General features: G+C 67.1%; 12 protein-coding genes and 1 pseudogene. 3 read left to right on the plus strand and 10 right to left on the minus strand.

Annotated elements, in window-relative coordinates; translation table 11 throughout:
- Positions 1-59 precede the first annotated feature (59 nt).
- The 9 genes from HK401_RS05640 to HK401_RS05680 all read right to left on the minus strand — a co-directional run bounded on the left by HK401_RS05640 (position 60) and on the right by HK401_RS05680 (position 9,504).
- Positions 60-1,085: a hypothetical protein gene (locus HK401_RS05640; RefSeq protein WP_181273677.1), complete on the minus strand. Its 1,026-nt coding sequence runs from the start codon at positions 1,083-1,085 to the stop codon at positions 60-62.
- A complete protein-coding gene (locus HK401_RS05645; protein ID WP_181273678.1) occupies positions 1,085-1,606 on the minus strand; it encodes a hypothetical protein in 522 nt (173 codons plus the stop codon). The genes HK401_RS05640 and HK401_RS05645 overlap by 1 nt, the downstream gene beginning before the upstream one ends.
- Before the next feature lie 56 nt (positions 1,607-1,662).
- Positions 1,663-2,358 carry a hypothetical protein gene (locus tag HK401_RS05650; protein WP_181273679.1) on the minus strand — a complete coding sequence of 232 codons (696 nt, stop codon included), beginning with the start codon at positions 2,356-2,358 and terminating at the stop codon, positions 1,663-1,665.
- Entirely contained in the window at positions 2,355-3,173 is an 819-nt protein-coding gene (locus tag HK401_RS05655) for a hypothetical protein (RefSeq protein ID WP_181273680.1), read from the minus strand. Before HK401_RS05655 ends, HK401_RS05650 begins: the two co-directional genes overlap by 4 nt.
- Positions 3,174-3,258: 85 nt before the next feature.
- On the minus strand, positions 3,259-3,966 hold the full coding sequence (locus HK401_RS05660) for a hypothetical protein (protein ID WP_181273681.1): 708 nt from the start codon (positions 3,964-3,966) through the stop codon (positions 3,259-3,261).
- Positions 3,963-4,937 (minus strand): hypothetical protein, encoded by a 975-nt coding sequence (locus tag HK401_RS05665; protein ID WP_181273682.1) that lies wholly within the window; start codon positions 4,935-4,937, stop codon positions 3,963-3,965. Before HK401_RS05665 ends, HK401_RS05660 begins: the two co-directional genes overlap by 4 nt.
- Positions 4,938-5,100: 163 nt before the next feature.
- Positions 5,101-7,629, minus strand: a complete 2,529-nt coding sequence (locus HK401_RS05670) for a phage tail tip lysozyme (RefSeq protein WP_181273683.1) — start codon at positions 7,627-7,629, stop codon at positions 5,101-5,103.
- An 18-nt stretch (positions 7,630-7,647) separates the two neighbouring features.
- The gene (locus HK401_RS05675; protein ID WP_181273684.1) at positions 7,648-8,967 is read right to left on the minus strand and encodes a hypothetical protein; all 1,320 of its coding nucleotides are present in this window, start codon (positions 8,965-8,967) and stop codon (positions 7,648-7,650) included.
- Positions 8,968-9,114: 147 nt separating this feature from the next.
- Positions 9,115-9,504 carry a hypothetical protein gene (locus HK401_RS05680; protein WP_181273685.1) on the minus strand — a complete coding sequence of 130 codons (390 nt, stop codon included), beginning with the start codon at positions 9,502-9,504 and terminating at the stop codon, positions 9,115-9,117.
- A 474-nt stretch (positions 9,505-9,978) separates the two neighbouring features.
- On the opposite strand from HK401_RS05680, the gene HK401_RS05685 reads away from it, so the two are divergent.
- The gene (locus HK401_RS05685; RefSeq protein WP_181273686.1) at positions 9,979-10,452 is read left to right on the plus strand and encodes a helix-turn-helix domain-containing protein; all 474 of its coding nucleotides are present in this window, start codon (positions 9,979-9,981) and stop codon (positions 10,450-10,452) included.
- Here the strand turns inward: HK401_RS05685 and HK401_RS05690 are convergent.
- Complete coding sequence (locus HK401_RS05690; RefSeq protein WP_181273687.1) at positions 10,433-11,623, minus strand: site-specific integrase; 1,191 nt, start codon at positions 11,621-11,623, stop codon at positions 10,433-10,435. The genes HK401_RS05685 and HK401_RS05690 overlap by 20 nt on opposite strands.
- Before the next feature lie 1,075 nt (positions 11,624-12,698).
- On the opposite strand from HK401_RS05690, the gene HK401_RS05695 reads away from it, so the two are divergent.
- Together HK401_RS05695 and HK401_RS05700 are read left to right on the plus strand one after the other, a co-directional pair.
- Positions 12,699-13,535, plus strand: a complete 837-nt coding sequence (locus tag HK401_RS05695) for a hypothetical protein (RefSeq protein ID WP_181273688.1) — start codon at positions 12,699-12,701, stop codon at positions 13,533-13,535.
- Between the two features lie 210 nt (positions 13,536-13,745).
- Positions 13,746-13,832: pseudogene (locus tag HK401_RS05700) on the plus strand (metal-sulfur cluster biosynthetic enzyme); the annotation flags it as partial.
- Positions 13,833-13,989 lie beyond the last annotated feature (157 nt).

Here is a 13,989-nt window from a genome sequence, read left to right on the forward strand (position 1 = left end):
CTGGGTGCGCGCAGGCCCCGGCGAGACATCGCCCGCCGGGGCCCGTGAGCGCGATCGGATCAGTCCCCGTAGCTCTTCGCAGACGCGTCCTCGCCGTGATCGAGGTCCGCCGCCCGCTCGACGGCCCGGCGCTTGCGCTCCTCGAAGCTCGGTCCGGCGTCGGGGAGGTCGGCGACGTCATCACCGAGGCTCAGGTCCAGATCGAGGTCGCGGCGAGTCGGAGCGGGATCCGTGCTGCGCTCCTCGACCGCCTCGGCCTCGTCGTGCACAGCCACCCGATCGCGGTAGAGGTTCTCCGGGGTACCGTCCTGGCTCTCCAGCTCGGCGCGGTACTGCTCGGCCTCGGCCTCGATGGCCTCACGGGCCCGAACGAGCCCCGTCGACACGCTGTCGGCCGCCGGCTGCGCCGCAGCCTCGACCCGGCCCTCCGGGATCCGCTGGCCGACCGAGTCCACCTCGAACTCATCCTCGGAGAACAGCGAGTTGATCGCGTCCGAACGAGCCTTCAGACCCCGCTCGTCGACGGCCGCCTGCTCCTCGCGGTGCACGCCTGCTGTGTGGTCGGCGAAGTATTCGGTGACGTCGTAGCCGCTCGACTCCAGGTCGACCTCGAGGCCGCCGGTGCCGTGGACCCGGGTGAAGACCACCGGTGCACCGTTGTCGGCCTCCGTGCCCGTCGGGGCGAGCACGAGCATGTCGATCTTCGCGGGCAGCTCCCACGGGATGTCGGTGATCGACTCGGGCACGACGAAGGCATTGGTGAAGTAGCCCTTGCGGGCCAGGGCGACCAGCTGCTCGTCGTCGAACTCGTAGTAGGCGTCGACACGCTCACCCTGCCCGGGGGAGTAGTCGACCTCCGAGATGCCGTAGAGGATCCCGCTGGGCGGGGTCACCGTCCTCAGCTCTCCGGACAGGTGGAGGTAGGGCCGGTGGTTCTCGTCCTTGCCCCGATGCTTGAGCTCTGCGGATTCGACGAGGACCGTGATCTCCGCGTCGAGGTCCTCGTAGCCGAACGCGTCGACTCCGTGCTCGCGCAGGACACGGTCGGCCCACACGTCGTTCATCATCAGTCCTGCGGTGCGCATTACTTGCTCCTCTTCCGATTGTTCTTCTTGCTCGTTCGGTTCGTGGTCTGAGCCGAGGTCGGCTCGGTCTCGGCGTCGACACCCTTGATCTTGTCCAGTCGCTCCGTCGCCCAGCGCCACATCCGACGCATGAGGACGACCTCGCCGACGACGACCAGGGCGACGATCGAGGCCAGCGGCAGCAGCCACATCGCGATGGAGGCGTCGCTGAGGAGGCCGGGGTCGCCCAGCCCCGACTGCTGGTGCAGCCACAGAGCCAGCTGGGGAATGACCACCGTCGCCGTGAGCATGGCCAGCAGGTAGTCGGCGGTGATCACCAGCAGGCGCAACACCACCGTCCACGACAGGACGGAGAGCCATCCGCGCTCGGACGCTCTCTCCGCGCGCTTCTGCGCCGCCCGTTCCCGCCAGAGGCCGAAACGAGTGATCTTCGCCGCCTGCTTCGCTGGCTTCTTCGCTTTCGTCGGAGCCTTCTCGGCGTCCTTCTTCGTCTTCTCGACGTCCAGTGTCGTCGTGCTCATGCCTGCCTGTCCTTCGTCTCGTGTCGTCGTTCGGTGATGCGTCTCGGATCGACGGGTCATCCGCCGGTCCCCTTCTTGTCGGAGCCCTCGTCGAGGAGGGCGTCGCGGGACTTGGTCTCGGTGCGGTAAACGTCCAAGCGGGTCACGGTCCCGTCCTGCGCGGTGGAGAAGCTGAGCAGGACGAACTCGCTCGGTCCCGCCTCGTCCTCGTCGAGCACGACCGGGTCGAGACGAGCCACGCCGACGTAGGAGTAGTCGAGGCCGCTGATCCCGCCGACGTCGATGCTCAGATCGCTGATCCGGTAGACCGTCCCGGATCCCTGCGCCGCGCCGGTGGCCGACATCCACTCCGGGACGAATTCCGTCAGCGCGCGCGAGTCCGGGCCGAGCACTTTGTACCGGGCGTCGAGCAGAGCCTGCGTCTCGGCGACCGACCTCGTCGACGACGAGGTCCCAGTCAGCGTCAGCAGCAGGCCTCGTCCCGTCGCCCTGTCCCGGGCCACCCGCTCCACGTCAGCCCCCGGCAGCTTCGCGAGCAGCTGCTCGTGCTTGGTCGCCAGCTCGTCCTCGGCCTCATCAGCCTGGGTTCGCAGCTCAGCGATGGCCTCTTGTGCGTCAGCCTCGGCTGCCGCCGAGTCGCCGCCGAGCATCGGCAGCGCCAGAGTGCCCACAGAAGCCGTGAGCAGCAGCCCTGCGCCGCCGACCATGATCGTTCCGGCCCTGCGGCGCAGCCTGGTCCTGAGGTCGCTCACAGTCCCTTCACCTCCAGCTTGAGGGCCTCGCCCGTCGTCGTCGTGCCCTGCTTCACGTTCGAGAACGTGCCGCGGGTCATGTCATAGGTCGCGGTCGCCCAGGCGAGCACGGCGGGCTCCTCTCCCTCTGCTGTGCGCGTCTGCACGGCGAGCCAGGTCACCTCGATCGTGCTGTCGGGCTCGATGCCGTAGGGGACCTGGGCCTCCCACCGGAACCCGGAGTCGAACCCCATCGGAAGCCCGGTTCCGGCCGGGACGTCCGCGTCGGCAGCCAGGAGGTACCAGGGGCGCAGCTCGGCCTGGTCCGTGCCAGGGGCGAACAGGGGGATGAGGGTGCGCAGGCTCGACTGCACGGCATCCTCGTCCAGCGACCCAGATGCGGCCGAGGCTGGTGTGAGGAGGCGGTAGTCGTTCTGCAGGTCGGCCACCTGGTTCGCCGCGACCTGCACGCGGCTCAGCGAGGCCTCCGCGTCGTCGACCTCGGGTAGCGAGTCCGCCTTGACCTCCGCCTCGGTGACGCGTGTCTTGAGCTCGAAGGCCGTCCGCTCGGTCTCCTCGCTCACGGAGACGTCCCCGCCGCCGAGGACAGAGGAGACGACGAAGCAGATCGCCGCAAGGGCGATCATGCCGACGCCGGAGATCGCTGCCCTCGGACTCATCAGGGGCCCGTCGGCGACCTCAGGCGCATCGCTCGTCGCGGTCTCGGGGTCGTCGGCGGGGCGTCCCGCGTCGTCCTTCGCGGCGGCGACGAAGCGCTTCTGGTACCGCGACCCCGGGGCCTGAGCCCCCGACTCGTCACTCTCTGTCGATGCCATTCGCCCTCAACTCGCTTTTCACTCGGATACCAGCACAACTCTATCAAGAGATCGAGTCGAAAGGGAGTACGAGAGGACTGTTGAGTCAGTCCGAGTGGCGGATTGATCCGCTCGCCGGCACACCGGAGAGCTCAGTGATCTTTCCATCGCCGTCGATGCTGACGAACAGCAACATCTTCCGATCGGCCTGGACCTCGGCCGGGATCGAGTCGTTCTTCTCCACCGCGTCGGTGCTCATCGACGCCGTCGCGATCACCGCGTACCGGTAGACGTCGGCCCGGACGCTGACCACCTCAACCTGGGGTTCGCCGCCGAGCTTGGAGTTCAGGCCTTCGCTGTCGATGTAGTAGTACCGGGTCCCTTCGGAGTCCTCGTTGAATCGGCTCGGCGGCATGAAGTCGGTGAGGAACGGTCCGTCCTCGCTGAGGCCGTAGGTCTCCTTGACGTCGGCGCGCGCGGTCTCGTAGCCCTTGCCCGAGTCCCAGGTGAACGCCGCATCGAGCAGCGCTGTGATCGTCTGTGCGTCCTGGGTCGCCCGTCCCGAGTCCACGCCGAGCGCGGCGAAGGCGTCGTCGTCGATCTTCTCCTCGTTCGCCTGCTGGATCGATGCCAGCTCGTCGTCGAGGTCCTCGATCCTCTGCTCCTGGGCCTCCAAGTCGCTGCTCTGGGAGGCGGCGTTCCAGATCGTCGCCGTGAGCGCCACGGCGAGCACGCCGGCCAGTGCCACGATCCAGCCGTTGCGCCGCCAGAAGCCCTGCCTCTCCGGCCGCTCCGTGGTCTGCTGAGTGCTCATCGGTCCTCGTCCTCTCCGTCCAGCTCCGGCACCGTCGTCTCCGTCTTCTCCTGCGGGCGCTGCTGCGTCGCCCCCTGGGCCGTCACGGCCACCTCGAGGTCTTGGAAGGCCCCGCTGTCCTCGCTGCCTTCGTCGAGGACGTACGTCGCACTGGCCCATGCGAGGACCTCGTCGGTGTCGGTGTCGCGGCACAGCCACACCACTGAGGCGCGCGTCGGCGCGCCCTCCTCGTCATCGAGGATCGGCATCACGGTCGAGACCGACCAGGCGTAGGCGTCCGGATCCGCCGCGACGCCGCCGTCGTAGCGCACATACCAGGCGTAGCGAGGGTCGATCTCGATGGTCGGGTCGAACTGCGGAGCAGTCGTCCACTGATAAGCCTCATCGTCCTCGGCCACGAAGGATTCCTCGGCGAAGTAGTCCGCGAGTTCCTTGCGGTGCTCGACGACGTCGAGCATCTCGTGGCTCGGCGTGCCGTCGTCGGGCATCTTGGCCGTCGTCGCCTTCCGGTTCAGCCCTGCGAAGGCCTGCTGGGCCACGGCCACCTCCTCGGCGTCTGTGCTCGCCGCCTTCGTCAAGGACGTGATCAGCCCGGCGAGGTCCGCGTCGGCCGGGATCGCGTCGGCCTCCGCGCCGACCACCTGCTGCTCGAGCTGGGAGATCCGGCTCTCGTTGGACGCGTGCTCGGCGTCGAAGTCGCCGAGCAGGACGGAGGAGACCGCCACCGTCGCGACCACTCCCGCCCCGAGGGCCGCGGCGATCCATCGTCGGATCGACCTTGCGCTGTCCTCGGGCGTGCGCTCGGCGCGGCGCTCCCGCCTGGCCGCGTCCCAGGCTTCGAACTTCTCCTGGAGGTCCTCGGCGTCGACTCGGCGGCGCTTGACCTCGAACTTCGGCAGCGACGGCCGCTCCACGCCCCAGATCGTCCGCGTGGTCCGCTTCTCGGCGTCCTTGTCCTGGTCCTGACTCACCCCTGTGCTCCTCGCTCGCTGATCGCCTCGTATACGAATCGAGTCTATCGCGAAAGACTATTCGATAGCCATGTGCACGCCTGTCGAAAGGTCGATGCACCACCTCTCGAACGCGACGATGCCGGTGCCCGAATCGTCGAGCACCGGCATCAGGGGAGTCGAGTCAGACCTTGACCTCGTCGCCGTCCTTGAGGATGTCGGAGACGTCGGTGAAGGTCCATCCGGCGTTCTTCCACTCCGACGCCTCGACCCAGCGGGCCCGCCCCGGCCAGGCGCAGTAGGCTGCCTCGCCGATGAGGATGCGGTCGCCCTCCACGCCCAGCACGATGCCGGTGTGACCGGCGGCCGAGGAGTTGGCGTGGCTGAACACCGAGTACGGCGTCGGCGTGTCCGAAGTCTTCTTGCCCATCGCGCTGGCCATCGACGCCGCCACATCCTTGCCGTTGCCCGGCGCGTAGCCCCCGGTGTAGGACGTGTACTTCGTGACGAAGTACCAGCTGAACGAGACGCAGTTCTCGATGTAGCTGCCGTTGCACTTGCCGGGGCCGCCACCGTTGAACTTCGACTGCAGGACCTCGTCGCCCTCCTTGTTGTAGAGCTCCATGAGGGCCTCGGCGTCCTCGAGCGACATGCCGCCCTCGGTCAGCGTGGCCGAGCCACCACCTTCCTCCTCCTCGCAGTTGCCGAGGACCGTGTTGACGCCGCCCTCGATGCCGTCGAGGAGTCCGCCGATGATGTCGTTGATCTTTCCGGCGATCGAGTCGTCGACCTCCCAGCCGCTCATCTTCCCGTACCACATCTCGGCCTTGCTGGCTCGGCGCTCGGCCATCTCTGCGGTGTCCGCGGAGCGCTCCCACTTGTCGTGGAAGTAGAGCGCGGCCTCGCCGGGCGTGCCCTGCGAGGTCTCGACCATGCCAAGGAAGATGTCGCGATCAGAGGCGTTGTCCCCCTCAGCCATGAACGCGAGCTGGGCCTCGAGGGTCCACCAGTCCATGCCCTTGTCGGAGGCGTAGTCGCGCAGCATCGAGTTGCGGTCAAAGGTCCACTGGCCCAGACCGATGCCGTTGTTCGTGTTCTGCGCCGCCGACTTCTTCTCCGCCGTCATCGTGTAGGTCCGGACGGGGAAGTTCTGCACGCTCGCCGGGTCGATGCCCGACTCCGCGTCCCAGTTGCCCAGGATCCCGGCGATATTCTCGTCCGGCATGCCCCAGTCCTTGAGCACCGAGTACACGAGCCTCGCCTGCTCCTCGGCGTTCGCGTCGACCGGGCCGGTCTCGCCCGAGCCCCCGCCGCCGGAGACTGTGCAGATCTGCGATCCGCTGTCGGCCGTGCCACCGGTGTACGCGGCCGAGTTGATGACGCCGGCGAAGAGCGTACCGACCATCGCGACCGCGCTGATACCGGCGACAACACCCGAGGTCACCGCGGCTGCCGGAGCGACCGTCGCCCCGACCGTGATACCGAGCACTGCCCCGGCCCCCTTTGCGATGATCCCGCCCATGAACACGAAGGGCGCGGCGATGGTCTTACCCAGCCACGCAAAGGCTGCGCCGATGAGCCCCCAGACGCCCATCGCAGCATTGATCGCGAGCGTCGCCAGCTGCAGCATGAGCAGCTGCAGCATCTTGAGCAGCTTCATGAGCATCATCAGGCCGGTGACCGGGGGAGCGGCGGCAGCGCCGCCTCCGAGGGCGGCCCCCTTCGCCACCTTCGTGCCCATGCCTTCGTCGTTCTTGCTCGTCCCGCCTGCGCCGAGGCGCTTGTCGGCGGGCTCGGCCGTCGGCGAGGCCTTGCCCAGGCCCTTGACCGCGTCCTTGCCGCCCTCCACCGCGACGTTCTTCGCCGCGCCGATGGCAGCACCCGGCAGCGCTCCGACGCCGCCGACGGCCGCGCCCTTCTCCGCCCCCGAGACGCCGCCTGCCACCGCGGCACCCGCGTAGCGCCCGACGTTCTGGCGGCCCTTGGACGAACCGTCGCCCTCGATCGCCTTCTTCGTCGCGCCGCCGGCGAGATTCGCCTTCGCACCGTCGAAGCCCTTGTTGGCCTTCTCCAGCGCACCGGCAGCCTTCCCGGCCGCCTCTGCGCCCTCCGCCGCCTTGCCGACCTTGTCAGCGGCGTCCCCGGCCTTGCCTGCGGTGTCAGCGGCACCCGCAGCCCCTGCGGCACCGGCGGCCTTGCCCGCCTTGTCTCCCGCGCCGCCGCCGGAGGTCGGTAGCTTCTTCGAGCTGCGTTCCCCGCCGGTCGACGTCGGGGCCGGCTGCTTCTGGCTGACGGGCCCCTTCTGGCCGGACGAGGCGGCCGGGCCGGCGCTCTTCTGACCCGCGCCCTTGGCCATGCGCTTACCGGCCGGCTGAGCCGCCGGCGAACCGCCGGCGGCTTTCTTCGCGCCCTTGCCCGCGTCCTTCACGCCTTCAGCTGCCACATTCTTGGCTGCGCCGACGGCAGCGCCCGGAGCGCTGCCCTTCTGCGCGCCGCCGACCGCGCCGGAAGTCGCCGCCCCCGTGTAGCGTCCAGCCGTCTGACGACCCTTACCGGGGCCGTCGCCGGACACGCTCTTCTCGACGGCCTTGCCCGCAGCGTTGCCCGCGGCTCCGTCAGTGCCCTTGCCGACCTTGTCGACGGCCTTCTCGGCCGCCTCGCCCGTGGCCGACTCGTTGGGCTCGTCAGGCTTCTTCGAGTCGCCAGTGGTCATCGCGTCTGCCTCCTTTCGTCAGTAAAGGGTCGTGAGGACGCCCTCGTCGTCGCGGACGGAGCTGTTGGACTGCACATCGCGCAGGTCGACGTCGAGGGTGAGGAGGTTGAGCATGAGGGTCGACTGGTACGCGGTCTTGTCCCGCGAGTAGTCCGAGTAGGCCTGCGAGAGGTTGTTCATCACATTGATGAGGGGCCGCATCGTCACGTCGGAGTCCTGGTAGTCCTCGGTCAGGCTCGACCCGTCCGACAGCGTCCACTCGATGCCCGAGACGTCGCTCCTCTCGTCGTCCGAAAGCGTCTCGTCGCGCTTTCCCGCGAGGTACTCGGAGGTCGTCTGGCCGTTCGGGACGAGGACGTCGAGGTAGCCCTCGTAGACGTCGCCGGCCCGCCAGTTCACGTCGAAGCCGCCCGGCACGACGTGCTCGGTCTTCAGCTCCAGGGTCGACACGCCGTCCTCGGCCTCACCGGCCGAGTCGCCGACCACCTCGTCGCCCGCGATCGAGGCGGGAACCTCCGGCGGCCGCAGATACAGCCCGTCGGCCTTCGTGGTGTTGAGGTCCTCGGTGTAGGACTCGATCCGGGCGAGGTCGGAGCGCATCGCCTGCAGGCCGTTGTCGAGGTCCGCGCGCGCCTCCTCCTCCGCGTCCTTGAGGACGGTGTCGTAGTAGGCCCGGGCCGGGTCGAAGCTGAGCTCGTCGAGAGCGTTGACCTCCTTGACCCCGCTCGCCCCGGGATTGAAGAAGACCTGCCACTGGTCGTACTGCTGGAACGACGGGTCGCCTGCCGTCGCCTCCGCGGTCTCGTCCGATCCCGTCGCCTCGTCGTCGGCGTCGAAGGCCAGCTCCGAATTCGACCGGAGGGTGAGGTTGAGCACCTGCTGGTCGAACGGCTCCTCGGCCTCGAGGACCATCCCGATGTACCCGGTCGAGCCGAACACGTGGAACTGCCCGGTGATGCCGGCGGTCTCCAGCGGCGCGGAGGACAGGTCGTCGTTCGAGCCGAGCAGGAACGCCTGGTAGTCGTCGGCCTGGTACGAAATCGGCGCGTCGTTGTCGAAGTGCATGAGCACGAGCGCCTTGTTCCGGTTCTCGTTGACGTAGATCCCGTCGACGTCGCCGCCGAGTCCCGTCTTCGAGGTCTCGAACTGAGTCGTGTACATCGCCCGTTCGCTCATCGCGTCCCGCCCCGCGGTGAACGCAGCTGCGCCCGACCCGGCGAGGACGACGGCCCCGACGACGGTGAAGAGGCTGAAGAAGACGCCGAAGCGCTCGATGGCGTGGTGGGAGTCGAGCTTCAGCTTCCTGCTGAAGGCGACCGCCTTGTCCTTGAATCCCATGTCTGTGATCTCCCTGTTCGGTGATGCCGCGTCATGTCGTCACGACGCCGAGAAGACGAGAACCGGGCCGGTGAGAGGCATCTCGCCTCCGACCGACCCGGTTCTCGTCGACGGCGTGCGCCCGGTCGTGACTCGTGCCCCTGCGTGTCAGAACGGCAGGACCGACACGACGTCGACGAGATGCTGCGCGATCACCGTCCCGGTGCCGTTGCCCAGGTCCTCGATGGTCGTCTTGCCGCCCTCGCCGATGCTGGAGATGAGGCTGAAGCCAGTCGCCGACAGCGCGCCGCCGACGATGATGAGCAGGGCGATGGTTCCCCAGCCCGACTGCTGCCCCGCCGTCTGCGGATTGGCCATCAGCTTCTTGATCAGGAGCACGCCGCCCCAGATCAGGCCGACGATGCCGAGCAGGGTGAGCAGACCGCCACCCCAGCCCTTGATCGTCGACTGCGCGTTCTCCAGGAACGTGCCGATGTCCCAGGCCGCCACCGGGTTCTGCTGAGCGAGGCTGATCGCCTCCAGAATGCTCGTGTCCATGGATCTTTCCTCTCGCCTTGTGTCGATTCGCTCGTGTGAGACTCCGTGAGTGATGCACGACAGACCACTCGCACCCTCTCTAAGAGATCATACAGGGCCATGTCCCCGATGTCTCGCGTCAGCACTACGAGACGAGTCGATGAAGAGGGTGCCGCCTGCGTGTCGCATGCAGTGCTTCCTCTCGCCGGCTCGTATACGTGCACTTCTGCATTGACCAATCTATCCCATTCGACAGGCCAGTCATAGAACCACTCGGACGGCGAATCAGACGCAATGCGGAGTCAGCTGTCGAGTTGTCCTCGTATACGAGCCAAAACGTCGCCAAGTGCGACGCATCCGACTCATGTAGAATCCGCAGTGAGGCGGTTGTCATCATGCGAAAACTGCACGACGAGCCTGGTTCTGGTCGAACGAGCCGGACCCCGCCCACCTCGGTCCAAGCCGATTCTGATGCGACAGGAGCCCCGCGAATCCATGAACCCTCTGCCCTCGGATGTCTTCGCCCGCCGCCTACGTCAAGAGCGAGAGCGCCTGAGCATCAGCCAGGCCGAGTTGGCGAGGAGGATGGCGTCCCTGCTCGGCCAGAACGTCGAGTCGACGGCCATCACGAGGATCGAGCAGCAGACCCGGGCGGTGCGCCTCGACGAGGCCGTCACCGCGGCCATGGCGCTGGGCGTACCGCTCATCGCCCTTCTCAGCCGCGACGCCGCTCGTGACAACGAGGAGACGATCCAGACGACCCTCGCTGAGCTTGCTCTGGCGAAGCAGCAGTGGGAGGACCAGCGCACGGAGGTGGAGCGCCTGACCCGCCTCGTCCAGCGCCTGACTGGCCAAGGGGACGAGCTCCGTTCAGGCCCTACGGACCTCGACCCCGATCTCGCCCAGGCGATTGACGACCGGGTCCCCGACGAGGACGGGCAGCAGCCCCCTACAGTCCCAGGCGCATGACACTGTTGCGCGCCGCCGGGTTGAACTCCCGGTCGTAGACGTCCACTGTTTCGGCACGGCTCCATCGGCCAGCGCGCATGATCTCCTCGGTGGTGGCTCCGTTGCGTCGCGCCTGCGTGACGTGGCCTGCCCTCAGCGAATGGAACCCGTAGGCCGAGGGGTCCATGCCCGCCTCGGACATGCGCCGGGCCAGCATCGTGTGCAGCGCGTCGCCGCTGATGCCGTCCCCGTGGATCCGCGCGTCCTTCCGATTGCGGTAGGTCGCCCGCAGCAGCGGGGCCCCGGAGGCAAGGTCAGCGCTGCTGATCAGGCCGGCCGCACCCTCGACTCCGCAGACGTGCACATCGAGGTCGTAGGCGTACAACTGCCGCATCGTCTCCCGCCGGCGAGCCCGTGCGTCGTCGATCCCGGCGACGCCGACCAGACGGATCCAGCGGTGCACCGCGCACGGAGCGCAGGTGCTCGGCGTCGACCCGAAGGGCAGGACCACCACGTCCGGCAGCTCCCCGGCCTGATCAGCTTTCGACGCGCCCACTCGGACATGGATGCCGTCCTGCGGATGCAGCTCCAGGGACTTCAGTCGCAGAGACGCCGCCTCGGAGCGCCGCATCGCGCCGGCGAACCCGAGCCAGAGGGCGGCCGCGTCCCGAGCCGCGGACACGCCGTCCGGGTAGGCGTCGTGATCCATCGCCGCGATGATCCGCACGACGTCGTCGCGCAGCAGCGGCCTCTTCCGCTTCGGTCGAACGGCACGGAGCTTCGCCAGGCCCCGGACGAGGTCGGCCACCGCACGGTGCCCGGTCGGATCGAGGTAGCCGTCCCTCACGTGACGACTCGCCACCCCTGCCAAGTACTGCCGGATGGTCGCTGTCGCGAAGCGGGGAGACCCCCACTCGTCGACCTGTGTCGACATCCACGCGACGTACCAGCGCACCGACTCCGGGTGAGCGGGGAGAGGCTCGAGTGAGTGCGTCTCGCAGAAGGACTCGAATGAGCGCCACGCCTTGTCGTAGGCCTTTCGGGTGTTGCCCGAGAGCGTGTGCGCCTCCAGTCCGCGCGAGACCTCCTCCAGCTCCTCGAGCTCGTCATCGATCTGAGGGTCCAGGATCCTCGGCGGCGCGCCGACCGCCGCCAGGTGCGTCCGCCGCCCGATTCCGCTTACCACGCTCATGACTCCAGTGTCTCCCACCGACCACCGATCAGTCATGGGGCAACCGGTCGGGTGTCTGGTAAGTGCGCTTATCGGGGCATGGACGCGACGAAGTGTCGCGTGAGCCGGAGGCGGCATGAAATAGCTCTCGTCACATCGGGGCATCAGTGTGGTGGCGCGGCTATCCTGAACATATGTTCTCGACGATGAGTTCACCGTGAGCGTCTGCGCGGTCGTGTGGTGCGATCGAGACGCCGTGGCGCGGGGCCTGTGCGAAAGGTGCTACGCCAGGTACAAGCGCGGGCTCGGCCCGAACAGTACCCGGCGATATACGACTCGGGAAACGAAGGAGCTAGTGCGTACGGAAGCGACGCAACGCCGTGAGGCCGGTGAAAGCATCGCTGACATCGCGGCCTCGTTGGGTGTGAACGAATCAACGATGGGCAAATGGTTCCGGGCCTGGGGCGTACGACCATCGGTTGGAGAATACGGTCGGTCGTTTGCACAGAATCAATGGAAAAGGTGGACCCGCGACGACGCGGAGATCGCTTTCACGCGTACTGATCTATCGATTGCCGAACGCGCTGTGCTCTTGAAGCGCTCGTACACAGCTGTGTCTGGATTCATCCACGAATATCGACAGCGACCGGGCGATCCGTACGGTATCAAGTAGCATGCACCGGATGCATACGGTTGTCGATGACGAAACCTGCGTGGGCCCTCGTGCATGCTTCTCGTGGAAACTAGTTGCCGGACTTGCCCTCCCACCACACGTCATCAGGATGTAGCCACTTGCCGAGCGTATTCACCCGTCGATCGCGCGTCCGAACGAAAATTGCGGCACCGGCGTCAAGACGCAGCGCCTCGCCGTCAAGCCATTGTTCGCCATCATCAGCAAACACGAACCGAGCCCGGATGGAGATGGGTCGTCGATCCGGGAGATCTCGCGCCGGGAGCGCATTAAGAACTTTCTGCCAGTATCTCCATGTCGCTGTCCCATGTCGATTAGATTCGATCACGCGTTCTATTATGCGCCCAAGCTGCCCAGTTTTCTACTCATGAGCACGTTTACGGGATCCCATGGCAATCTGGTGACATGACGGCCATCGACGCACTGCCCGAACTCTGGACCGACTGGTGCTACGCCGCCGGCGTAGCCGAAGACAAGATCAACGAGACTTCGCTCATGCAGTTCTCTCGACAGGCGCGACCTTCGAAAATGACCCTGTCGAAGCTGCGCAGAGCAATTGCGCCGGTCGGTACCGAAGCGCCGGCGTGGCCGCGCGAGCACCGGGCCGACTCGTCTTCGTTGCACCGCCTGATCTCCCGGACCGACGTGATGATCCAGGACTGGACGACCAGCTGGCCACTTCGCCTGAGGCTTCGTCGGATGCTCTTCGCTGCGGTGCTCGTCGCACCGTCCGCCCACGGAGGCCTCGGCTTGAATCGAGCAGAGGTCAGAAGTCTCCGGCCAGCAGATCTCGAGCATCTGCGTGATCGCATCGGCGTCGCCGACGACACCAGTTCGTGCCCCGCGTGCGCCGTCTGGTCGTGGCTGGAGATCATCGGCACGAACAACGGGTGGTCGCAGGCCGCCGTCCGGTCGCTGGCGCACCGACGGGACGGGAACACGCAGGGTCACCGGCACGAACTACCTGACACGAGCCCGGACTGGCGAATGTGCATCGGCATGCTGCCGTCGATCGATCGCTGGGGGTGGATCGACGGCTACTCCTCGGTGCACCCGTCGTCGCTCTCGATGATCATCAACGCGATGTCCGTCGTGCTCGAGGGCTCAGAGCCGGTGCCCGCCCCGGAGCCGAAGCCGCGGGCTCCCGTCCGCGAGCTTAGCTACGCAGATATGGAGGCGATCTTCGCCCGCGCCGACGAGGTCACGGCCCGCGCTCAGGACCTCTTGCGGGAGTACGGGTGAGACCATGCTATCTCTGCATGCCAGGTTTCCTCTCTCAACATCGGAGTCAGCGATCGCCCGTGGTCACCCTCTGGCACCCTGACGCGCCCAAATCGTCTCTGTTTCCCAACACTGTGCGGGATTTTGTGCGGATTTATAGACAATACTGCTGCATGAGTCCGTCGAAACACCAGGTCAGAGGGCACGATGACCGATGCACAGGGGCAGAGTAACTGGGTCTGGATGCCGCCATGGGGCCCCGAGAAGATCACCGAGGACGGCCGCGAACAGATGCGTGCCCTCGGCTTCAACATCTGAGTCCGTCCATTCGACCGGACTGAACGTCCCCGCGGGGACATCACCGATCCCATCGCCGAGGTGGGGCCACCCTGATCAGGAGGCCCCACCTCGGCGCTTGTCATCGTTGGGCGTCCATGAGGTGACGGTCATGCAGATCACCGCCCCTGAATGCGGG

The organism is Brevibacterium oceani, assembly GCF_013623835.1.
GTDB lineage: Bacteria > Actinomycetota > Actinomycetes > Actinomycetales > Brevibacteriaceae > Brevibacterium > Brevibacterium oceani.